The following is a 21,838-nucleotide window of genomic DNA, read 5'->3' as shown; positions in this document are numbered from 1 at the left end:
ACGCGGCCCCTCTTTTCCCGACGGAACCCTGCGCCGACAGGCCGCAGGGTTTGTGCTGCGCCGCCGCATATACCGCTTGCGGGGCGGGCGGCGCGCCTCCTAGGATGCCCGGGACATGAGCATCCAGACCCCCGACCTCGCCCAGCAGATCACGCCCTCCGCCCCCATCGGGCGCGAGACGCATGGCTGGCGCGCGAAATGCCTGCAGCGTCTGGTCCGCATGCAGCTGCCCGTGCCGCCCAGCTTCGCCATCGGCGCGGACACCGTGCGGCTGATCGCGCAGGGTCGCGCCATGCCCGTGGATGCGCTGCGCGCGATCTTTGCGGGCAGCGGTCTGGTCAGCGTGCGCCCGTCGGCGGCGATGCCCGAATGGGGCGGGCCGGGAACGGTGCTGAACGTGGGGGTGAATGCCGACCTGCACGCGCGGCTGGCCGGACAGATCGGGCAGGCCAATGCCGATGCGGTCTATCTGTCCTTCGTGCAGAACTATGCCATCCACATCGCGCGGCTGGACCCGGACCTGTTCAGCCATGACGGCCCCGAAGCGCTGTCCCAGGCCCTGCGCTCCTATCAGGCGGAGATGGATCAGCCCTTCCCCCAGGACCCCGCCGAACAGCTGGCCCAGGTGCTGCGCAGCATGGCGCGGGCCTGGGACGGCCCGACCGCGCGGCTGCTGCGCCAGGCCAAGGGCGCGCCCGCCGACGCCCCCCTGGGCCTGGTGGTGCAGGAGATGGCGCTGGCGCTTGGCCCCGGCATCTGCGGTTCGGGCACGATCCAGTTCATCGACCCCGTCACCGGCACGCCGCGCGTGACGGGCCGCTTCCGCGGCCAGCGCCACGGCCCCACCGTCGGCGCCGGGGCCGAGACGCTGTATCTGACCCGCGACGAGCGCGGCCCCTCGCTGGAGGAGACCGCGCCCGAGATCTTCGCCGATCTGGTCCGCTTCGGGATCGCCGCGCGCGAACGCCTGCGCGAGGAGATGCAGATCGAGTTCGTCGTGACCGGCGGCCGCATCAGCGTCATCGACGCGACCCGCGTGGCCCGCGGCAGCCGGGCGGGCGTGCGCATCGCCGTGAGCCTCGCCCGCGACAATATCATCCCCCCCGAGGAGGCGCTGATGCGGGTCGAGCCGCGCGCGCTGGCGGACCTCCTGCACCATCAGGTCGATCCGCGCGCGCCGCGCGACGTGATCGCGCGCGGCATCGATGCCAGTCCCGGCGCCGCGACCGGGCGCATCGTCTTCACCGCCGCCGCCGCGCAATCGGCCCATGCGCGGGGCGAGCCCTGCATCCTGGTGCGCCGCGAGACCGTCCCCGAGGACATCCGCGGCATGCATGCCTCGGTCGGCGTGCTGACCGAACGGGGCGGCACCACGAGCCACGCGGCCGTCATCGCGCGCGGTCTGGGCCTGCCCTGCATCGTGGGGGCCAGCGGGCTGAGCATCGACGCCCGCGCCCGCACCCTGCGCGCCGGCGGCCGGGTCCTGACCGAGGGCGACGAGATCACCATCGATGGCAGTTCGGGCGAGGTTCTGGCGGGTGCGGCCGTCCTGCTGCCGCCGGCGCTGGACGACGCCTTCACGCAGCTGATGGACTGGGCCGCGGGCGTGGGGGGGCTTGGCGTGCGCGCCAATGCCGACACGCCCGAGGACGCGGAGACCGCGCGCCGCTTTCAGGCGCAGGGCATCGGCCTCTGCCGGACCGAGCACATGTTCTTCGACGCCGAGCGCCTGCCCGCCATGCGCGAGATGATCTTTGCCGACAGCCCCGGCGACCGCCGCCTGTCGCTGGACCGCATCCTGCCCATGCAGCGCCAGGACTTCGCCCGCCTGTTCGAGATCATGGCCGGGCTGCCCGTCACCATCCGCCTGTTCGACCCGCCGCTGCACGAGTTCCTGCCCCATGACCGCGAGGGGCTGCGCGAGCTGGCCGAATCGTTGGACCTGCCCCTGTCGGACGTGACCCGCCGCGTCGAGGCGCTGACCGAGTTCAACCCGATGCTGGGCATGCGGGGGGTGCGCCTTGGCATCACCGTCCCCGAGATCTACGACATGCAGGCCCGCGCGATCTTCGAGGCGACGGTCCAGGCCAGCCGCAAGGGCGATCCGGTCGTCCCCGAGATCATGATCCCGCTGGTCAGCGCCATGCGCGAGGTCGAGCTGGTGCGCACCCGCATCGACGCCGTCGCCGCCGCCGTCAGGAACGAGATGCGCGCCGACTTCACCTATCGCCTCGGCGTGATGGTCGAGACGCCGCGCGCCGCCCTGCGCGCAGGCGACATCGCCGCGCATTGCGCCTTCCTGTCCTTCGGCACCAACGACCTGACGCAGATGACCTACGGCCTGTCGCGCGACGATGCGGGGCGCTTCATGGGCACCTATGTCGGCCAGGGCGTCTATGCCGAGGACCCGTTCCACGTCCTGGACCAGGACGGGGTCGGGGAGCTGGTCCTGACCGGCGTGCAGCGCGCCCGCGCCCAGGCCCCCGGCATCACGCTGAGCGTCTGCGGAGAGCATGGCGGCAACCCCGAATCCATCGCCTTCTGCCACCGCGCGGGGGTCGACTACGTCTCCTGTTCGCCCTTCCGGGTGCCGGTCGCGCGGCTGGCCGCGGCCCAGTCCGCGATCCGCGGGCGGATGGGCGTGACGGCTGACTGATTCCTCAACCAACGGTTGACGCGGACGGGCACCTGTGCCGGTTCCCGCCGGAATCGCAAGATGCCTGTGGCGGAAACATGCCCAAAAACGCGCCGAACGGGCCCGTTCCCGACCTCACGGCGATGTGGGATGGCCGGCCCGATCGTGAAAAACCTAATCACTTCGTCAGCCCGCCCGCCCTGCGGATGCCTCCGCCGGACCGGGTCTTAATCCCCCGTCAAGACGGGACCTGTATTAGGACTGACTATGCCCAAGCTGTCTCACCGGCTGGCGCGCCTCTGTTTATGTGCCGCAACAGCCATGCCCCTCTTGTCCACGACTGCCGCCGCAGGGGGGAACGGTTCGCTGTTCTCCGATGACAGCGCTATGTTCTCGACGCTGAAGGCCGCCGCCAACGCGCCCCGCCCGACGCCGCTGTTCTATGCCGACGCCATGCCGGTCGAGCCCGAGATCACCCCCGACACCCCGCCCGAGACGCTGCAGCTGGCCAGCACCCGCAGCCAGCCCGTGTCGCGCGAGGATCTGGAATGCATGGCCGAGGCGCTCTACCACGAGGCCCGCGGCGAGGGCCGCCAGGGTCAGATGGCCGTGGCCGAGGTGATCCTGAACCGCGTGGACAGCGGCGCCTTCCCCCGCACCGTCTGCGGCGTGATCAATCAGCCCAGTCAGTTCAGCTATACCATCGGCGGCGCCAAGCCGATCCGCAACAAGGCCGCCTATCTGCGCGCCATGGACATCGCGGCCGAGGCCTTGGCCGGCGCGCCGCGCCAGCTGACCGGCGGCGCGACCTATTTCCACACCCCCGCCGTCAGTCCCCCCTGGGCCCGCCGGTTCGAGCGGACCGTCCAGATCGGGCGGCACATCTTCTATCGCGGCAATCAGCGCGTCGCGTCGAACTGACCAATGCGGGGCTTGCCCGCGCGTCGGATTTGCTGTGAATGGCGGACATGGAACATCCTGACCGCATCTTTCTGCGCGACCACGTCCTCTCGGCCGAGATCGGCGCCTTCCAGTCCGAACGCGGTCATCCGCAGCGGCTGCGATTCAACCTGTTCGTCGATCTGCGCGACACGGTGGCAGGCGCGGGCGATCACGTCGATCTGGTGCTGTCCTATGACGTGCTGACCCAGGCCGTGGAGACCGCGCTGGCCGATCAGCGCTATAACCTGGTCGAGACCTTGGCCGAGCGCATCGCCGCCGAGGTCCTGGCCCATCCCCGCGCCGCCTGCATCGCCGTCACCGTCGAGAAGCTGGACCGCGGTCCCGGCGCGCTTGGGGTCAGCATCCTGCGCCATCGCGGCAGGGTGGCGGCGACCGGGGTCGCGGCGCCCGTGTCGATCCTGCTGCACGCGCCGGGCGCGGCCCTGCCCGAGGGCGCGGTCGTGATCCTGCCGCAGGTCGCGGCAGAGCCGACCGGCGGCCCCCATGCCCGTCGCCTGGCGCTTCTGGCGCTGGACCGGGCGGCCTGGACCCTGGGCGGCGATCTGGCCGTCGAGGTCGCCGAGACGCGGACCGAACTGGACGCCGCGATCCAGCTGCGCCAGCCGGTGATCTGGGCGCCGACCCGCCTTGCCGTGGATGCCGAGGCCGCGGGCCAGACCCCCGCCGCGCTGGCCTTCTGGCTGGCCGGCAGGCTGGGCGCGGCGCGCATTAACGTGGCCGGCCCGGCCTCCGACCCGCTGCCCACCGCGCCGGACGGTCTGGACGTGACCGTCGCGCGGGTGGTTCCCGCCACCCCATGAGCAGCGCGCCCCGTGCCTATTTCCGGCCCATCCCGCAGCCCGAGGGCGGGCGCTGGCGGCTGGCGGGCGGCTGGACCGGCTTTACCCTCTTGGAACGGCTGGAACGGGGCCGCGCCCCTCAGGTCGTGGACCGCGCCCCCGATGCGGTGATCGCCACCCTGACCGTACCGCGCCAGCCGCTGCTGGGGCTGACGATGACGCGGCCGCGCCTGATGGGCATCGTGAACGCGACGCCCGACAGCTTTTCCGACGGCGGCCGCTACGACCCCGTGGCGCAGGCCCGCAGCCTGATCGACGATGGTGCCGACCTGCTGGACATCGGCGGCGAATCGACCCGCCCCGGCGCGGCCGAGATCGCCATCCCCGAGGAGATCGCCCGCATCCGCCCGGTGATCGCCGGCGTCAGGGGGGCGGTGCCCCTGTCCATCGACACGCGCAAGGCCGCGGTGGCGCAGGCCGCGCTGGAGGCCGGGGCGGGCATGGTCAACGACGTGTCGGGGCTGGATTTCGACCCCGCCTTGGCCGGGCTGGTCGCGGCGCGGGGCGTGCCGCTGTGCGTGATGCATGCGCAGGGCCTGCCCGAGACGATGCAGGACGATCCGCGCTATGGCGACGTCCTGCTGGACGTCTATGACGCGCTGGATGCGCGGGTCGCGCGGGCCGAGGCGGCGGGCATCCCGCGCGGCGCGATCCTGGTCGATCCGGGCATCGGCTTCGGCAAGACCGAGGCCCACAACCTGGCGATCCTGCGCAGGATATCGTTGTATCACGGGCTGGGATGCCCCATCCTTCTGGGCGTGTCGCGCAAGCGGTTCATCGGACGCATCGGCGGCGCCGAGGCGCCCGAGGACCGCCTGCCCGGCACCCTGGCCCTGACCGTGGCCGCCGCGGCCCAGGGCGTCCAGATCCACCGCGTCCATGACGTGGCCCCCCATGCACAGGCGCTGCGCCTCATCGCGGCCCTGAACGAGACCAAAGAGGCAGAGGCATGAGCAGGAAACTTTTCGGCACCGACGGCGTGCGCGGCCGCGCCAACAGCTTTCCGATGACCGCCGAGATGGCGCTGCGCCTCGGTGCCGCCGCCGGCCGCTATTTCCGCCGCGACGGCCGCAACCGCCACCGCGTGGTGATCGGCAAGGACACCCGCCTGTCGGGCTACATGCTGGAGAACGCGCTGACGGCGGGGCTGACCAGCACGGGCATGAACGTCCTGCTGCTGGGCCCGGTGCCGACGCCGGCGGTGGGGTTCCTGACGCGGTCCATGCGGGCCGATCTGGGGATCATGATCTCGGCCAGCCACAACCCGGCCGAGGATAACGGCATCAAGTTCTTCGGCCCCGACGGCTTCAAGCTGTCCGACGAGGCCGAGGCCGAGATCGAATCGATCGTCGAGGGCGCGCTGCAGCCGGCGCAACCCGCCGAGATCGGCCGCGCCAAGCGGATCGAGGACGGGCGCGGCCGCTACATGGAGTATGCCAAGACGACCTTTCCGGCCGGGCTGCGGCTGGACGGGCTGAAGGTGGTGCTGGACTGCGCCCATGGCGCGGCCTATCGCGCGGCACCCGACGTGCTGTGGGAGCTGGGCGCGGATGTCATCCCGCTCGGGGTCAAGCCGGACGGGTTCAACATCAACGACGGCGTCGGCAGTACCCATCCGCAGGCCTGCGCCGAGGCTGTCCGCGCCCATGGCGCCGATCTGGGCATCAGCCTGGACGGGGATGCCGACCGGGTGGTGATCGTGGACCAGACCGGCCGCGTGGCGGACGGCGATCAGATCATGGCCCTGCTGGCGGGGCGATGGGCCGAACAGGGCCGCCTGTCGGGCGGCGCGCTGGTCGCAACGGTCATGTCGAACCTGGGGCTGGAGCGGTATCTGGGCACGCGCGGGCTGCGGCTGGAGCGGACCCAGGTCGGCGACCGCTATGTGGTGGAGCGCATGCGCGAGGGCGGCTTCAACCTGGGCGGCGAGCAGTCGGGCCATATCGTGATGACCGACTACGCCACCACCGGCGACGGTCTGGTCGCGGCGATGCAGGTGCTGGGCGCGATGGCCGAGACCGGGCGCACGGCCAGCGACCTGGTCAGCCAGTTCGAGCCGGTGCCGCAGATGCTGAAGAACGTCCGCTTTGCCGCGGGGGCCGATCCGCTGGCCGCGGAGCCGGTGCGCCGCATGATCGCCGATGCCGAGGCGCGGCTGGCCGGGTCGGGACGCGTCCTGATCCGCAAGTCCGGGACCGAGCCGCTGATCCGGGTGATGGCCGAGGCCGAGGACGAGACCGTCCTGCGCGAGGTCGTGGACGGCATCGTCGCGGCGGTCGAACGCGCGGCGTGACCTGCGTCCCGCGACGGCCGGGGGGCTATGCGCCCCCCGGACCCCCCGCGTCGCGCGGCGGGCCTCAGGGGCGCTGCGCCACCGGATCGAAGTCGTAGAGCCAGTCGAACCGCCCCGGCATGATCGAGGGCGCCAGCCGGTCCGCCACCCGCAGGACGGCATGCGCTCCCACCCGCTTCACGCCGCCCAGGTGATAGTTGCGCGCATTGCCGTTCGCGGCCGCCACGATGCGTGTCACCCGCGGCTGGCGCAGCGCCTGATAGCGGGCCAATGCCGCGCCCTGATCCGGGATCGCGTCGAGGCAGGCGGCCAGCGTCCAGGCATCCTCGATCGCCATGCCCGCGCCCTGCGCCAGGAAGGGCAGCGTCGGATGGGCGGCGTCGCCCAGAAGGACCAGCCGGTCGTCATGCCAGCGCGCGGCCACCGGATGACGGAACAGGCCCCACAGGTTCGTCTCGCGCACCTCTGCCAGCCAGCCGGGCACCGGGCCGCGCATGTCGGCGAAAGCCGCGCGCAGACGGTCGGGATCGCCCGGATGGGACCAGCCTTCGTCATGCCAGGCGGCGCGTTCCTCGACCGCCACGATGTTGCGCAGGCCCTGCGGCAGGGGATAGCTGACCAGATGCCGGCCGGGGGCCATGAAGACATGCGCCTCGGCCGGGCCTCCGGGATCGGGAATGACCGCGCGCCATGCGGTCTGGCCGGTGAAGAACGGCACCTGCGGCCCGTTCAGCACCGCCCGATGCGCGCTGCGCAGCCCGTCGGCGGCGATGCAGAGGCCGTCCTCGGGAGCGCTGCCCTCCACCCCGAGCCGCAGGGTCACGCCGGCGGCCTGCGCGGCGTCGGCCAGGAGGGCGATCAGCCGCGGGCGGTGGATCAGCAGGAAGCGGGCGTCGGGACGGTGCGCCAGCAGGTCCATGCGCAGCACCCGCCTGCCCCGCGCATCGTTGAGCTGCACCGCGGCATTGCGCAGCGCGACGGGCTCCAGCGCGGGACCGAGGCCCAGCGCGTCCAGGACCCGCACGGCATTGGCCGAAAGCTGGATGCCCGCCCCGACCTCGCCCAGCGCCGGCGCGCGTTCCAGGACGACGACCCGCGCGCCGCGCCGCGCCAGGGCCAGCGCGGCGGTCAGCCCGCCGATGCCCGCGCCGATGACGGTGATGGGACGGTTCGACAGCGCGGTCACGGCAGCCCTCCTGCGGTATGGCGACGGGCCCCGTGCGGATCAGTCGTCGCGGTGGACCCGCTCCTTGCGTTCGTGACGCTCCTGCGCCTCCAGCGTCATCGTGGCGATGGGGCGGGCATCCAGGCGGCGCAGGCTGATCGGCTCTCCGGTCATCTCGCAATAGCCGAAATCGCCGGTCTCGATGCGGCGCAGGGCCTGGTCGATCTTGCTGACCAGCTTGCGCTGGCGGTCGCGCGTGCGCAGTTCCAGCGCGCGGTCGGTCTCCTCGCTGGCGCGGTCGGCCAGGTCGGGCACGCTGCGGGCGCTGTCCTGCAGGCCTTCGAGGGTCTCTGCCGACTGGTCGAGCAGTTCCTGCTTCCACGCCTCCAGCTTGCGACGGAAATATTCGCGCTGGCGTTCATTCATGAAGGGCTCGTCCTCGGCGGGACGATAGTCCTGGGGCAGGAAGGTCTGGGCTTTCATTACGTCCTCCGGCAGTGCCGGGCGGAGCAAAAATACCGGCACCTTGCGCGCCCCCATAAAGTATGGCGTCCTGCTTGTCACTAGCCTTAAAGGGCGGAACGGCTCTCGCGGCCCGAACATCCCCTTTTCGCCAAGCGCCTGCACAGAAGGAGAGTTTTCATGCAGTTCACCGGAACGGACCGTTATGTCGCGCCCCCCGATCTGGCGCTGGCGGTCAATGCCGCCGTGACGCTGGAACGCCCGCTTCTGGTGAAGGGAGAGCCGGGCACCGGCAAGACCGAACTGGCCCGCCAGGTGGCGGCCAGCCTGGACATGCCCATCATCGAATGGCACGTGAAGTCCACGACCAAGGCGCAGCAGGGCCTCTACGAATATGACGCCGTCAGCCGGTTGCGCGACAGCCAGCTGGGCGATGCGCGGGTCCATGACGTCGGCAACTACATCCGCCGGGGCAAGCTGTGGCAGGCCTTCGCCGCCCCCTCCCGCGTCGTGCTGCTGATCGACGAGGTTGACAAGGCCGACATCGAGTTTCCCAACGACCTGCTGCAGGAGTTGGACCGGATGGAGTTCCACGTCTACGAGACCGGAGAGACCGTCCGCGCCGCTCACCGCCCCGTGGTCATCATCACCTCGAACAACGAGAAGGAGCTGCCGGACGCCTTCCTGCGCCGCTGCTTCTTCCACTATATCCGCTTTCCCGACGCGCAGACGCTGAAGGCCATCGTCGCGGTGCATCATCCGGGGCTGAAGCCGCGCCTGCTGGAGACGGCCCTGTCGCAGTTCCTGGAACTGCGCGAGGCGCCGGGCCTGAAGAAGAAGCCTTCGACCAGCGAGTTCCTGGACTGGCTGAAGCTGATCCTGGCGGAGGACCTGTCCCCCGAGGACTTGGCCCGCGACCCCGCCACCATGCTGCCCCGCCTGCACGGCGCGCTGCTCAAGAACGAGCAGGACGTGGCCCTGTTCGAGAAGCTGGCCTTCATGGCGCGCCGGCAGGGCCGCTGAGAGAAGACGCCTGCTGTCCGGACGCGCGAAAGGCGAAACCCTTTCCCGGTTGTGAGCGCCCGCACCGGCGGATTACCCTTCGCCGGTCATCACCAAGGGGGGACCAGCATGACCGACGCACAGGGCTTTGACACGATGGCGATCCATGCCGGATCGCAGGCCGATCCGGCGACCGGCGCGCGTCAGGTGCCAATCTATCAGACGACGGCCTATGCCTTTCGCGACGCCGATCATGCGGCGCGGCTCTTCAACCTGCAGGAGGTGGGCTACATCTATTCGCGCCTGACCAACCCGACGGTGGCGGCACTGCAGGCGCGCATCGCGGCGCTGGAGGGGGGCGCGGGCGCGGTCTGCTGCTCATCGGGCCATGCGGCGCAGATCATGGCGCTGTTCCCGCTGATGGCGCCGGGGCGCAACATCGTGGCCTCGACCCGGCTCTATGGCGGGACGGTCACGCAGTTCAGCCACACGATCCGCCGCTTCGGCTGGTCGGTGAAGTTCGTGGACATGGACGATGTCGAGGCGCTGCGCGCGGCGATCGACGCGGACACGCGGGCGGTCTTCTGCGAATCGATCAGCAATCCCGGCGGCTATGTCACCGACATTCCCGCCGTCGCGGCGGTGGCCGATGCGGCGGGGGTGCCGCTGATCGTGGACAACACCCTGGCCACCCCCTATCTGTGCCGCCCCATCGAGATGGGCGCGACCCTGGTCGTGCACAGCCTGACGAAGTACATGACCGGCAACGGCACCGTCACGGGCGGCGTTGTGGTGGACAGCGGGCGCTTCGACTGGTCGGCCAGCGACAAGTTTCCCAGCCTGTCGGCCCCCGAGCCCGCCTATCACGGCATGGTCTTCCACCAGACCTTCGGCAACATGGCCTTCACCTTCCACGGCATCGCGGTGGGGCTGCGCGATCTGGGCATGACCATGAATCCCCAGGGCGCGCATTACACGCTGATGGGGATCGAGACCCTGCCCCTGCGCATGGCCCGCCATGTCGAGAACGCGCGAAAGGTCGCCGCCTGGCTGGAGGCCGATCCGCGGGTCGAGCGGGTGACCTATGCCGGGCTGGACAGCTCTCCGTGGAACGCGACCGCGCGCAGGCTCTATCCCAGGGGGACGGGGGCGCTGTTCACCTTCGCGATCAGGGGCGGCTATGAGGCGGCGGTGCGGCTGGTTGATGCGCTGACGCTGTTCAGCCATGTGGCGAACCTGGGCGATGCGCGCTCTCTGGTGATCCACTCGGCCTCGACCACGCACCGCCAGCTGACCGAGGAGCAGCAGCGCGCCGCCGGGGCCGCCCCCGAGGTCGTGCGCCTGTCGGTCGGCATCGAGGACGCGGACGACCTGATCGCCGACCTGGACCAGGCGCTGGCAAAGGCCACGGCCTGAGGGGTGCGCGGGCCGGGTCGTCCCGGCCCGCGCGCGTCACGTCAGTTGGCAGGAGCCTCGGGCAGCGGCTCCACGATGCCCGGGACGACCGGCTCGTCGGGCGCGGGGGCACCGTCGCCGGGCATCGGCGGATGGACCGGCTTGCCCCCCGGACCACTCCCCGGACCGCCCTCGGGGCCGCCGTGATGACCGCGATGGCCCATCGGGGCGCAGGCGCCCTCGCCGGCCAGGGCGAACTCGATCTCGACCTGGGCCGACATCTGCACCTGACCGGGCTGGACCGGCACGCTGTCGGCCATGGCGGCCTCCATGCGCATCATCGGCGCCGGGGCGCCGCCGCCGGTCTGGATGTCGCGCAGGGTCAGCACGGGACCCAGATCGACGCCCGCCGCCTCGGCCAGCAGCTCGGCCTTGCGGCGCGCATCGGCGACCGCCTGTCCGCGCGCCTCGTCCAGCGCGCCCGCGCCATCCTCACGCGTGAAGCTGATGCCGCCGATCTCGTTCGCGCCGGCCGACACGATCGCGTCCAGTACCTCGCCGAGGCGCGCCAGGTCGGCGACGCGCACGGCCACGGTGTTCGTCGCCTGATAGCCGGTGACGGTCGGGGCCTGGTTCTCGCCATACTGCATCAGCGGGTTCAGGTTCAGCCCCGAGGTCTGGATGTCGGCCTCGGCGATGCCCGCGCCGGTCAGCGCGTCGATCACGGCCTGCTGCTGGGTGCTGTTCTGCTCCATGGCAGCGGCGGCGCTGTCGGCCTGGGTGGTCACGCCCAGCTGGATGGTCGCCATGTCGGGGGCGATGCGGGACTGTCCCTCGCCGGTGACGATCAGGCGCGAGGGTCCGGCGGGGCCGCAGGCCATGGGGGCGGCCAGGACGGGCCCCGCGCTCAGCGCCGCCAGCGCGGCGGTCAGCGTCAGGCGCCGCATGGCGCGGCCGTTGAAAGTGGGTCGCATCGAAGGATCCTTTCTGATCGCGGTATCCATGCCGCCTTGATGCCCTGCCCCCGCCCCTGTTCCTAGCCCCCGATGCCCGAAATCCGATCACAGATATGGCAGTTCTTCTTTCAACACTCCACAATTTGGGGTAGTGATGGAGCGTGTATAACGACGTCGCGGGGCACGCCCACGCGCCGCACCCCGAGCAGTGAAGACAGCCATGAACCAGCACGCCGCGCCTCCCGAATTCGCCATGAGCTTCACCCAGGAGGCGGTGCAGCTGGAATGCCGCGACGGCCTCGACTGGCAGCCGCTGGGCCAGGCGCGCTTTGCGCGCGGCGATCTGGCCTCGGTGCTGAACGGGCTGCGTCAGCAGGCGGGCGGCCAAATCGGCGAACTGGACACCGTGCTGGTGATCCCCGACGACCAGATCCTCTACACCGTGCTGACGGTGCCCTTCGGGTCGGACACCGCCGCCACCATCGCCCGCGCGCTGGAGGCCGCGACCCCCTATGGCGCGGATGAGCTGGCCTTCGACTGGTGCCCGGCCGTCAACGGCGACATCGAGACGCTGCGCGTGGCCGCCGTCTCGCGCCGCACCCTGGACGAGGCCGAGGAGTTCGCCTGCGCCCAGGGCTTCCGTCCGACGGGCTTCCAGGCCCGTCCGGGCGACGACCGCTTCGACGGCTGCCCCGACTTCGGTCCCTCGCGCCTGGCGCAGGAGCGGTTCAACCGCCGCCCCTTCAGCGGACCCGACCTCAGCCAGGCCCGCGTCCTGGCCCCGGTGATCGACGCCCCGATGACCGACGTTCCGGTCGCCGACGCCCCGAAGGCGGAGGCCCCGGCGGTCGCGGCGCCGATCCCCGCGACCGTCATTTCGCGCATCACGCCGCATGTGGTGGTCGCGCCCGCCGCCCCGTCCGTCGCCACCGCGCCCGTCGCCGCCGCCCCGGCGCCCGTCGACGATCCGGCGCCCGCCGCGCCCGGCGCGGTGATCCGCCACGGCACCACCCCGCCCCTCAGTGCGCGCCGCCTGTCGCCGCGCGCCGAGGCGGTGCACAGCCGCGCCGCCGCCGCCCGCAGCCAACGCGGTCAGGGACCCGCACCCGAACCCGCCAAGGCGCCCGGCCTGGTCGAGCGGCTGCGCGATCTGGACCCGGCCCGCCTGCCGGTGCTGGTCGGCGGGCTGTCCATGGCGCTGGTGCTGGCCTTGGTGCTGCTGGGCCGTCCCGCGCCCGAGGGCGAGGTGGTGACCGCAGCCCCCGCGCCCGAAGCGACGCCGCTGCCGGCGCCCGAGGCCACTCCTGCCGCACCCGCCACCGTCGCCGAGACCGCGCCCGAGGCCCTTCCCGCACCCGCGCCGCAGGGTCCGGCCCAACCCGATGCGCTGGACCTGGCTTTGGCCGAAGCGCTGGCACAGGCCCGTGCCGCCAGCGCCGCGCCCGCGCCCGCGACGACCCCGCTGCCCGAACCGGCCGTAGCGGCACCGGTCGCGACCTCCGAACAGGCGGCCGCGGCCACATCCGTCGCCGCCTTGGCAGCCCCGGTCGCCGCACCCCGGCCCGCCACCACGGAGACCGCGTCCACCGGATCCCCCGTGACCGAGAATGCCGCGGCACCGGTCGCGCCGACGCCGCGTCCCGCGGCGACCCCCGCGCCCGCTCCCGTAGCCGAGCGGCTGGCCAGCTCGGCCCGCCCCCCGCGCGCGACGCCTGCCGCAGCCGCCGCACCGGCCGCGCCCGACCGCCAGCCGCAGGTGCCTGCGAACCCCCTGCCCTTCGAGGTCCAGAACCGACCCACGCCGACGCCGGTCGCCGCCTCGCGCCCGCCATCGCGCCCGGCCGCAGCGCCCCGCGCCGCAGCGCCCGCGGCGCCGGTCGCCGCACCCGCATCCCGGCCGCCCAGTGGCCGCAGCACCGCGTCCGACACGGCGCAGACCAGCGCGCCCACGCCGCAGCGCCCCGAAGGTCAGGCCGGATCGCGCCCGCCCTCGCGTCCCGAACGGCTGTCGCTTCTGGAGGAGGGCAGCGCGGCGGAGGGTGACCAGCCGCTGCGGATGACGCAAGCCGAACGCGACGCGATCCGCGCCCAGCTGCGCGATCTGCGCACCGCGCAGGCCGGGAACGGCGGGCTGAGCCCGGCCGAACGCGGGCTGGTCTTCCAGCTGGCCGATGCGCGTCCGACGCGCAAGCCGGTCTCGGTGCGCGCCCCGTCGCAGCGCGCGGTCGAGGCCGCGGTGGCCGAAGCCGTCAGCAGCCCCCGCCCGACCGCCCGCGCCAGCCTGGCCGCCCCGGTCACCCAACCGTCGGTCGCCACCGCGCCCACGGCCGCCCCGGCGGGTGCCATCGCCCGCTCGGCCCGGCCCCTGGCCCGGCCGGGCGGCCGCAGCGCCGATCCGGCGGTGGAGCAGGCCATCGCCGCCGCCATCGACGCCAGCCCCGCGCGACCCGGCGCGGTGGGCCTTGGCGCGCTGACCTCGTCGGCGATCCCGCCGCGTCGTGCCGGCGGGGCCGCGGTCAACGCGATGGCCGCCGCCGCGCCCGCAGCCGCAGCGCTGGCGCCATCGGCCCCCGACCTGCGTGCCGCCGCCGAGGCGCAGTCGGCCGAGGCCGCGATCGCCGAACAGCGCCGCCTGGACGACGAGCTGCAGGCCCAGGCCGAGGCGCGCGCCCGGTCCCAGGCCGCCGCCGACGCCCGTGCCGAGGCGCAGGCCCGCGCCCAGGCCGAAGCCCGCGCCCGCGCCCAAGCCGAGGCCGAGGCCCGCGCCGCCGCCTCGCGCAACCAGCGCTATCAGCCGCCGGAGGTGGACAGCGAGCCCGAGGTCGTCGCCGCCGTCCCGCAAAGCGCCATCGGCAACGCCGCCGCCAGCGCCACCGTCAAGGACGGCATCCAGCTGAGCAGCACGCAGATCATCGGCACCATCGGCGCGGGCCGCGCCAGCCGCGCGCTGGTGCGCCTGTCGAACGGGCGCGTGCTGACGCTGCGCCTCGGCGACCGCATCAACGGCGGCACGATCAGCGAGATCGGCGACAGCCGCATCACCTATGTCAAGCAGGGCCGCGCCCATGCCCTGGGCGTGCTGAACGGCCAGTGACGCCCGCCGTCACCCGTCCAGGCGGGTGATGGTGAAGCCCTGATCCTCCAGCAGGGACAGCACCCCCGCCTCTCCGGGCAGGTGCAGCGCGCCGAAGGCCGCGACGATGCCGTCCGGCCCGGCGCGCTCCGCCCCCTGCACCAGCGGCGCGATCCAGGCGCGGTTGCGGTCGTCCATCAGCCGCGTGCGGACCAGGCTCAGCTGATTGTCCACGGCCTGCCGCGACAGGCCGGAATTCGCATAGGCGTCGAAGCGGCCGAACTCCCAGATGCTCCAGACCTCGCCGCGGAAATAGGCGTCGGTCAGCGTGACCGCATAATCGTCGGCATAGCGCGCGGCGGGCAGGCCCGCGCGGATCATGTCCAGCTCCTCCTCGGGGCTGAGCCCCGCGAAGAGGCCGAAGATCGTGTCCCACGGCTCCAGCGACCGGACCGGGACGCCCGCCTTCTGCGCCTTCTGCGCCAGCATCCGGTCGAGGCCCTGCTCTCCGCTGCCGTCGGCCATGGCGCGCACCATGCAGGGCGACACGCCCAGCATCAACGCCACGTACCACGGCCGCATGCGCGCGGCGATGACGCCGGGGGTGCCGCGGTCGGACATGGCCTCCGCCAGCGCGTCCCATTCCGCAGGCTCCAGCCGCTCGGGCAGCGTGGGGCCGTCGGGATCGACCATCAGCGTCGGATCGGCGGCCAAGGCCTTGGCCAGACGCTCCTCATCCGCAGGCGCGGCCTCCACGAACAGCGCATCGGCCGCGGCCAACGCCGGGGCGACGCGGTCCAGCGTCGCCTGGTGCCGCGGATCGGGGAAATGATAGGTGCCGACCAGGGTGATGCGCTGATCGCCGCGCTCGGCCCGGTAGAGCAGCCCCTCGTGATAGGGCACGGCCTCGCTGGCCTCGCGGATCGCGGCGGCCCGCTCGGGCGGCAGGGCGGCGATGAGGTCGCGTCCGGTGCAGGCCGCAAGGGCCGACTGGCCGGAGAGGGCAAGAAGGGCGGCGGCGATCAGCAGGCGCATCTGGGTCCTTTCGACGGGGGCCGGGGTGGCGCACAGGCTGACATATCGCGGGCGCGCGAACCAGTACCGACGGTCGCGGAACGGGCGGCGACCCCGTTGACAGGCGGTCGCACCCGTCCTATTTCTCCGCCATTGGCACTCGCATCCGGTGAGTGCCAACAGTGCAACACTGCAACCTGAAACATCGGAGTGTTCGACAATGGCATTCAAACCGCTGCATGACCGTGTGCTGGTCCGCCGCGTCCAGTCGGAAGAAAAGACCAAGGGCGGTCTGATCATCCCCGACAACGCCAAGGAGAAGCCCGCCGAGGGCGAGATCATCTCGGTCGGCGAAGGCGCGCGCAAGGATTCCGGCGAGTTGATCGCGCCGTCCGTCAAGACCGGCGACCGCGTGCTGTTCGGCAAGTGGTCGGGCACCGAGGTGACCGTCGACGGCGAAGAACTGCTGATCATGAAGGAAAGCGACATCCTGGGCGTTCTGGCCTGATCGTCGATCCCTTTCCTCAACACTGAATTCAGGAGAATCAAATGGCTGCGAAAGAAGTCAAGTTCAGCACGGACGCCCGCGACCGCATGCTGAAAGGCGTCAACATCCTGGCCGATGCGGTCAAGGTGACGCTCGGCCCGAAAGGCCGCAACGTTGTGATCGACAAGTCCTTCGGTGCGCCCCGCATCACCAAGGACGGCGTCTCGGTCGCCAAGGAGATCGAGCTGTCCGACAAGTTCGAGAACATGGGCGCCCAGATGGTCCGCGAAGTCGCTTCGCGCACCAACGATGAGGCCGGCGACGGCACCACCACCGCCACCGTCCTGGCCCAGGCCATCGTGAAAGAGGGCATGAAGGCGGTCGCCGCCGGCATGAACCCGATGGACCTGAAGCGCGGTATCGATCTGGCCACCTCGAAGGTCGTCGAGGCCATCAAGGCCGCCTCGCGCCCGGTGAACGACAGCGACGAAGTCGCCCAGGTCGGCACCATCTCGGCCAACGGCGAAGCCTCGATCGGCCGTCAGATCGCCGACGCGATGCAGAAGGTCGGCAACGAGGGTGTCATCACCGTCGAAGAGAACAAGGGGATGGAGACCGAGGTCGAAGTCGTCGAAGGCATGCAGTTCGACCGCGGCTACCTGTCGCCCTACTTCGTCACCAATCCCGACAAGATGATCGCGGATCTGGAAGACGCCTACATCCTGCTGCACGAGAAGAAGCTCTCGTCGCTGCAGCCGATGGTTCCGCTGCTGGAAGCCGTGATCCAGTCGGGCAAGCCCCTGGTCATCGTGGCCGAGGACGTCGAGGGCGAGGCCCTGGCCACGCTGGTCGTCAACAAGCTGCGCGGCGGCCTGAAGATCGCGGCCGTCAAGGCACCGGGCTTCGGCGATCGCCGCAAGGCCATGCTGCAGGACATCGCCATCCTGACCGGCGGTCAGGTGATCAGCGAAGACCTGGGCATGAAGCTGGAGAATGTCGGCATCGACATGCTGGGCCGCGCCAAGAAGGTCACGATCAACAAGGACAACACCACCATCGTCGATGGCGCCGGTGACAAGCCCGAGATCGAGGCCCGCGTCGCCCAGATCCGTCAGCAGATCGAGGAGACCACCTCGGACTACGACAAGGAGAAGCTGCAGGAGCGCGTGGCCAAGCTGGCTGGCGGTGTTGCCGTGATCCGCGTCGGCGGCATGTCGGAAATCGAGGTGAAAGAGCGCAAGGACCGCGTCGATGACGCCCTGAACGCGACCCGTGCGGCCGTCCAGGAAGGCGTGGTCGTCGGTGGCGGCGTGGCCCTGGTGCAGGGCGGCAAGGTGCTGGAAGGCCTGGAAGGCCAGAACAGCGACCAGAACGCCGGCATCGCCATCGTGCGCCGCGCGCTGGAGGCTCCGATGCGCCAGATCGCCGAGAACGCGGGCGTCGACGGCGCCGTGGTTGCCGGCAAGGTCCGCGAGTCGGCCGACAAGTCCTTCGGCTTCAACGCCCAGACCGAGGAATATGGCGACATGTTCAAGTTCGGCGTGATCGACCCCGCGAAGGTCGTCCGCACCGCGCTGGAGGACGCCGCCTCGGTGGCCGGTCTGCTGATCACGACCGAAGCTATGATCGCCGAGAAGCCCGAGCCCAAGGCTGCGGCCGGCGGCGGCATGCCCGACATGGGCGGCATGGGCGGGATGATGTAATCATCCCCTCTGCCATCCGGCGGAAACGGAAAAGGGCGCCCCGATCGGGCGCCCTTTTTCATGGCCGGTCGCCGCGACGCTCAGCGCGTGACGCCCTGAACGCCCATCGACTTGCACAGCGACAGAAAGCGCGACTCGGCCACCTCGCCCATCAGGCGGCGGCCCGTGGCGGTCAGGCGCAGTTCCAGCGTGTCGCCCCTCAGCCGCAGGCTGGCCGCATCCGACGGATCGTCGATGGCGAACATCGCGCCGAACCGCATGGCCTTGCCCAGGATCTCCGCATCGCGGATCTGCGCGTCGTCCAGCAGCGCGAAGAGCGGCGCCATATGCGATTCCGCGCGGCTGTTCTTGTAGCGGTGCAGAAGCGCCAGCCCCAGGAACACCCGTTCGGGATGGCTCAGCGCGGCCATGTTGGCGCGGGTCACGTTGTCGAAGCACGCCTCGGCCCGGTAGTCGGGATGCGCGCGCCAGGCGGTGTCGTGCAGCAGGCAGGCGGCGCGGACCAGGCGCTCGCGCTCGGGCGGCATGTCCGGGAACAGGGGCGCCAGGAACTGGAACAGCTTCTTGCCGAAACCGGGCAGGCGCGCCATCTGCTTCTCGGTGAAGCGGGCGGCCTCCAGCAGCGGGTCGCGGCGGCGCAGCGTGTCGGACATGTGCTCATAGAGCAGCCCCTCGCGGATGCCGTAGCTGGAGACGGCCAGCTCCTTGGGGCGGAACACCTCGATCATCTGCGACAGGACCTTGGCGGCCAGCGGCACCAGCTCGATCCGCGAGGCGGAGATGCCGACCTTGGACCGCAAGCTGCCCAGGTCGTGCCGCTCGATCCAGCCGATCGTGTCGGACAGCGACTGCGGCGTCATGCGGTACTCGTGCAGGACCGTCATGGGATAGCCAGTCCGCTCCATGTCCAGCCGCGCCAGCGCCCGCCACGACCCGCCGACCAGATAGATGCGTTCGTGATCGGTGCCCATCTGTTCGGCCAGGCTGCGAAGAATGGTGGCGATATGCTCGCGCAGCGTCTCGGGCGGCACCTGCTGCAGGCGGAACGGCCCCAGCTGCGAGGTCACGCGCCGCCCGACCTTGCCATCGGCCACCTCCGCCAGCTCCATGGAGTTGCCGCCGATGTCGCAGACCAGGCCCCGCGCATCGGGCCAGCCCAGCAGTACGCCCTGGGCGGACAGCCGGGCCTCCTCCTCGCCGTCGATGATGTGCAGCTTGAGGCCGGTCTCCTTCTCAACGCGGGCCTGGAAGGCGGGCCCGTCCTCGGCCTCGCGCACGGCCGCGGTCGCGACGCAGGTCAGCGGCTCGATCCCCATGCTGCGCGCCAGGGCGGCAAAGCGGGCCAGCGCGGAAAAGCCCCGCTCGATCCCCTTGGGGTTCAGCCGGCCGGTGCGCGCCATGTCCTGGCCCAGGCCGGCCATGACCTTCTCGTTGTAGAAATAGGCCGGCGACCGCGCGGCCCCGTCGAAGACCACCAGGCGGATCGAGTTCGACCCCACATCGACCACGCCGATGCGTTTCAGCGCCCGCTTGGGCAGCTTGCGGAAGGTGTTGCCGAATGGCTCGATCGTCTGTCCGGTGGTGGTTCGCACGCCGTTCATCCTTGCGCCTTCCTTGCTGTCGGTTCGCCGTCTCGGGCCGGTGTCTTGGCCCGGCCGGGCCTGAGCGTCAATCCGCCGAATGGGTCAGCGCCGGAACGTCACGCGCCCCCGCCGTGCCCCGGCCCGACAGGGACGGGTTCTCCATGAAGAAGCGGTGACAGTTGAACAGATCGTCGCGCCCTTCAGGAAGGTAACGCAGGTAGCGGCCATCCGGCTGCAGCAGCCAGCTCTGTGCCTCGTCGGCCATGTTCGCGGCCATCACCTGGTTCACGATCTGCGCCTTGACGGTGTCGTTCACGCATTCGACCAGCGTCTCGACCCGGCGGTTCAGGTTGCGGTCCATCCAGTCGGCCGAGCTGATGAAGACCCGCGCCTTGGCCGAAGGCAGCCCGTGACCCGAGCCGAAGCAGACGATGCGGCTGTGCTCCAGGTATCGCCCGACAATGGACTTCACGCGAATATTCTCGGACAACCCCTTGATGCCCGGCCTTATTCCGCAGATGCCGCGGATCACCAGGCTGATCCGCACCCCCGCCGCGCTGGCCGCATAGAGCGCCTCGATGACATCGACCTCGATCAGCGAGTTCATCTTGGCCCAGATGGCGGCAGGGCGGCCTTGGCGGGCATATTCCGCCTCGCGACCGATCAGGTCGATCAGCCGCGACTTCAGGTCGATGGGCGAGATCGACAGATTCTCCAGCCCGGCGGGCTGCACGTAGCCGGACAGATAGTTGAAGACCTTGGTCGCGTCGCGCCCCAGGGCCGGGTTGCAGGTGAACAGCGACAGGTCGGTATAGATGCGCGCGGTGATCGGGTGGTAGTTGCCCGTCCCGTAATGGGTATAGGTCACCAGCCCGTCGCCCTCGCGCCGCACGATGGTGCTGATCTTGGCATGCGTCTTGTAGTTCACGAAACCATAGACGACATGCGCGCCCGACCGCTCCAGCCTGCGCGACTGGCGGATGTTGGCGGCCTCGTCGAAGCGGGCCTTCAGCTCCACCAGCGCGGTCACCGACTTGCCGGCCTCGGCCGCCTCGCAGAGCGCGTCCACGATGGGGCTGTCGCGGCTGGTGCGATAGAGCGTCTGCTTGATCGCCAGCACGTCCGGATCTCGCGCCGCCTGCGCCAGATAGCGCACCACCATGTCGAAGGTCTCGTAGGGGTGATGCAGCAGCATGTCCTTCTGGCGGATGGCCGCGAACATGTCGCCGTCATGGTCCTGCACCCGTTCGGGCACACGCGGCGTGAAGGAGGGCCACAGCAGGTCGCGGCGGTCGTCCAGCACCAGCTCCTTCAGGTCGGCCATGCCCAGCAGGCCCTCGACCTCGATGACCTCGTCGGGGCTGACCTCCAGCTCCTCCATGATCAGGCGGCGCAGACGGTCGGGGGCGCCAGCGGTGATCTTCAGCCGGATGACGCTGCCGCGGCGGCGGCGCTTCAGCGCGGTCTCGAACTCGCGCACCAGGTCCTCGGCCTCTTCCTCGACCTCCAGGTCGCTGTCGCGCAGCACGCGGAAGCTGCAATGGCCGGTGTCGCGATAGCCCGGAAACAGGCTGGACAGATGCATCAGCAGCAGATCCTCCAGCCTCAGGAAGCGCTGCCCGCCCGGCAGCGGCACGAAGCGCGGCAGCTGCGCCGGGATCGGCAGCAGCGCCTGCATCTGGCGCCCATCGGTCTCGCGCGCCAGCTCCAGCGCCAGCGAGAAGCCGGTGTTCGGGATGAAGGGGAACGGGTGCGCCGGGTCGATGGCCAAAGGCGACAGGACCGGAAAGACCCGGTTCTGGAAATGGTCGTACAGGAACTCCTCCTCCGCCCGGGTCAGGCGCTGGCGCGAGAGGATGCAGATGCCCGCCTGTTCCATCTCGCGGCGCAGCGTGTTCCAGACGCCCTGCTGAGCGCCCATCAGGCGGCGCGCGTCGGCGTTGATCAGGGCCAGCTGCTCGGCCGGGGACAGCCCGTCGTCCGAGGGCGTGGTGCTTCCCTCGCGCACCAGCTCGCGCAGGCCCGCGACGCGCACGGTGTAGAATTCGTCCAGGTTGGTCGCGCTGATCGAGACAAAGCGCAGCCGCTCCAGCAGCGGCACGCGGGGGTTGCGCGCCTCGTCCAGCACGCGCCAGTTGAAGGACAGCCAGGACAGCTCGCGGTTGAAGAAGCGCGCAGGCCCTTCGGGGGTGCCTCCGGGCAGGTCCTTGGGTTCGGGAAAGGGGGTGCGAAGGAAATCGGCTTGGGTCATGATCGTCCGGCGGCTGG

The 21,838-nt window shown here is 71.0% G+C and carries 16 protein-coding genes; 10 read left to right on the top strand and 6 right to left on the bottom strand.

Annotated features, from left to right (window positions below):
* The first annotated feature begins 115 nt into the window (after window positions 1-115).
* The 5 genes from AC2SGK_RS14545 to glmM all read left to right on the top strand — a co-directional run bounded on the left by AC2SGK_RS14545 (window position 116) and on the right by glmM (window position 6,730).
* A complete protein-coding gene (locus AC2SGK_RS14545; RefSeq protein WP_488324226.1) occupies window positions 116-2,656 on the top strand; it encodes a putative PEP-binding protein in 2,541 nt (846 codons plus the stop codon).
* Between the two features lie 366 nt (window positions 2,657-3,022).
* Window positions 3,023-3,556 carry a cell wall hydrolase gene (locus tag AC2SGK_RS14540; RefSeq protein ID WP_488324225.1) on the top strand — a complete coding sequence of 178 codons (534 nt, stop codon included), beginning with the start codon at window positions 3,023-3,025 and terminating at the stop codon, window positions 3,554-3,556.
* Between the two features lie 47 nt (window positions 3,557-3,603).
* Complete coding sequence (locus AC2SGK_RS14535; RefSeq protein ID WP_488324224.1) at window positions 3,604-4,398, top strand: dihydroneopterin aldolase; 795 nt, start codon at window positions 3,604-3,606, stop codon at window positions 4,396-4,398.
* A complete protein-coding gene (gene folP / locus AC2SGK_RS14530) occupies window positions 4,395-5,390 on the top strand; it encodes a dihydropteroate synthase (protein ID WP_488324223.1) in 996 nt (331 codons plus the stop codon). Before AC2SGK_RS14535 ends, folP begins: the two co-directional genes overlap by 4 nt.
* Window positions 5,387-6,730, top strand: a complete 1,344-nt coding sequence (glmM, locus tag AC2SGK_RS14525) for a phosphoglucosamine mutase (RefSeq protein WP_488324222.1) — start codon at window positions 5,387-5,389, stop codon at window positions 6,728-6,730. Before folP ends, glmM begins: the two co-directional genes overlap by 4 nt.
* A 64-nt stretch (window positions 6,731-6,794) precedes the next feature.
* Here glmM and AC2SGK_RS14520 read toward each other — a convergent pair whose 3' ends face one another.
* Window positions 6,795-7,916 (bottom strand): FAD-dependent oxidoreductase, encoded by a 1,122-nt coding sequence (locus AC2SGK_RS14520; RefSeq protein WP_488324221.1) that lies wholly within the window; start codon window positions 7,914-7,916, stop codon window positions 6,795-6,797.
* Between the two features lie 39 nt (window positions 7,917-7,955).
* Window positions 7,956-8,378, bottom strand: a complete 423-nt coding sequence (dksA, locus tag AC2SGK_RS14515; protein ID WP_411836823.1) for an RNA polymerase-binding protein DksA — start codon at window positions 8,376-8,378, stop codon at window positions 7,956-7,958.
* Window positions 8,379-8,537: 159 nt separating this feature from the next.
* Between dksA and AC2SGK_RS14510 the strand changes: the two genes are divergently transcribed.
* Window positions 8,538-9,380 (top strand): AAA family ATPase, encoded by an 843-nt coding sequence (locus AC2SGK_RS14510; RefSeq protein ID WP_488324220.1) that lies wholly within the window; start codon window positions 8,538-8,540, stop codon window positions 9,378-9,380.
* A gap of 108 nt (window positions 9,381-9,488) precedes the next feature.
* Window positions 9,489-10,775 (top strand): O-acetylhomoserine aminocarboxypropyltransferase/cysteine synthase family protein, encoded by a 1,287-nt coding sequence (locus AC2SGK_RS14505; RefSeq protein WP_488324219.1) that lies wholly within the window; start codon window positions 9,489-9,491, stop codon window positions 10,773-10,775.
* A 41-nt stretch (window positions 10,776-10,816) separates the two neighbouring features.
* Here the strand turns inward: AC2SGK_RS14505 and AC2SGK_RS14500 are convergent, their stop codons facing one another.
* Window positions 10,817-11,728 (bottom strand): SIMPL domain-containing protein, encoded by a 912-nt coding sequence (locus AC2SGK_RS14500; protein ID WP_488324218.1) that lies wholly within the window; start codon window positions 11,726-11,728, stop codon window positions 10,817-10,819.
* A gap of 235 nt (window positions 11,729-11,963) precedes the next feature.
* Here AC2SGK_RS14500 and AC2SGK_RS14495 point away from each other — a divergent pair, with 235 nt between their 5' ends.
* Window positions 11,964-14,804 (top strand): hypothetical protein, encoded by a 2,841-nt coding sequence (locus tag AC2SGK_RS14495; protein WP_488324217.1) that lies wholly within the window; start codon window positions 11,964-11,966, stop codon window positions 14,802-14,804.
* Window positions 14,805-14,813: 9 nt separating this feature from the next.
* Here the strand turns inward: AC2SGK_RS14495 and AC2SGK_RS14490 are convergent, their stop codons facing one another.
* Entirely contained in the window at window positions 14,814-15,818 is a 1,005-nt protein-coding gene (locus tag AC2SGK_RS14490; RefSeq protein ID WP_488324216.1) for a TraB/GumN family protein, read from the bottom strand.
* A gap of 199 nt (window positions 15,819-16,017) precedes the next feature.
* Between AC2SGK_RS14490 and AC2SGK_RS14485 the strand changes: the two genes are divergently transcribed.
* Window positions 16,018-16,305 (top strand): co-chaperone GroES, encoded by a 288-nt coding sequence (locus AC2SGK_RS14485; RefSeq protein WP_411836829.1) that lies wholly within the window; start codon window positions 16,018-16,020, stop codon window positions 16,303-16,305.
* Window positions 16,306-16,346: 41 nt separating this feature from the next.
* A complete protein-coding gene (gene groL, locus AC2SGK_RS14480) occupies window positions 16,347-17,987 on the top strand; it encodes a chaperonin GroEL (protein ID WP_488324215.1) in 1,641 nt (546 codons plus the stop codon).
* 80 nt (window positions 17,988-18,067) lie between these two features.
* Here the strand turns inward: groL and AC2SGK_RS14475 are convergent, their stop codons facing one another.
* Together AC2SGK_RS14475 and AC2SGK_RS14470 are read right to left on the bottom strand one after the other, a co-directional pair.
* On the bottom strand, window positions 18,068-19,588 hold the full coding sequence (locus tag AC2SGK_RS14475) for a Ppx/GppA family phosphatase (RefSeq protein ID WP_488324214.1): 1,521 nt from the start codon (window positions 19,586-19,588) through the stop codon (window positions 18,068-18,070).
* Between the two features lie 67 nt (window positions 19,589-19,655).
* Window positions 19,656-21,821, bottom strand: a complete 2,166-nt coding sequence (locus tag AC2SGK_RS14470; protein ID WP_488324213.1) for an RNA degradosome polyphosphate kinase — start codon at window positions 21,819-21,821, stop codon at window positions 19,656-19,658.
* Between the last annotated feature and the right edge of the window lie 17 nt (window positions 21,822-21,838).

The sequence above is a fragment of the Paracoccus sp. NIOT.M2S5SZ12 genome, from assembly GCF_057748165.1.
Note: the sequence above shows the minus strand (reverse complement) of the source record. Positions and strands in the feature narration are given on the sequence as shown.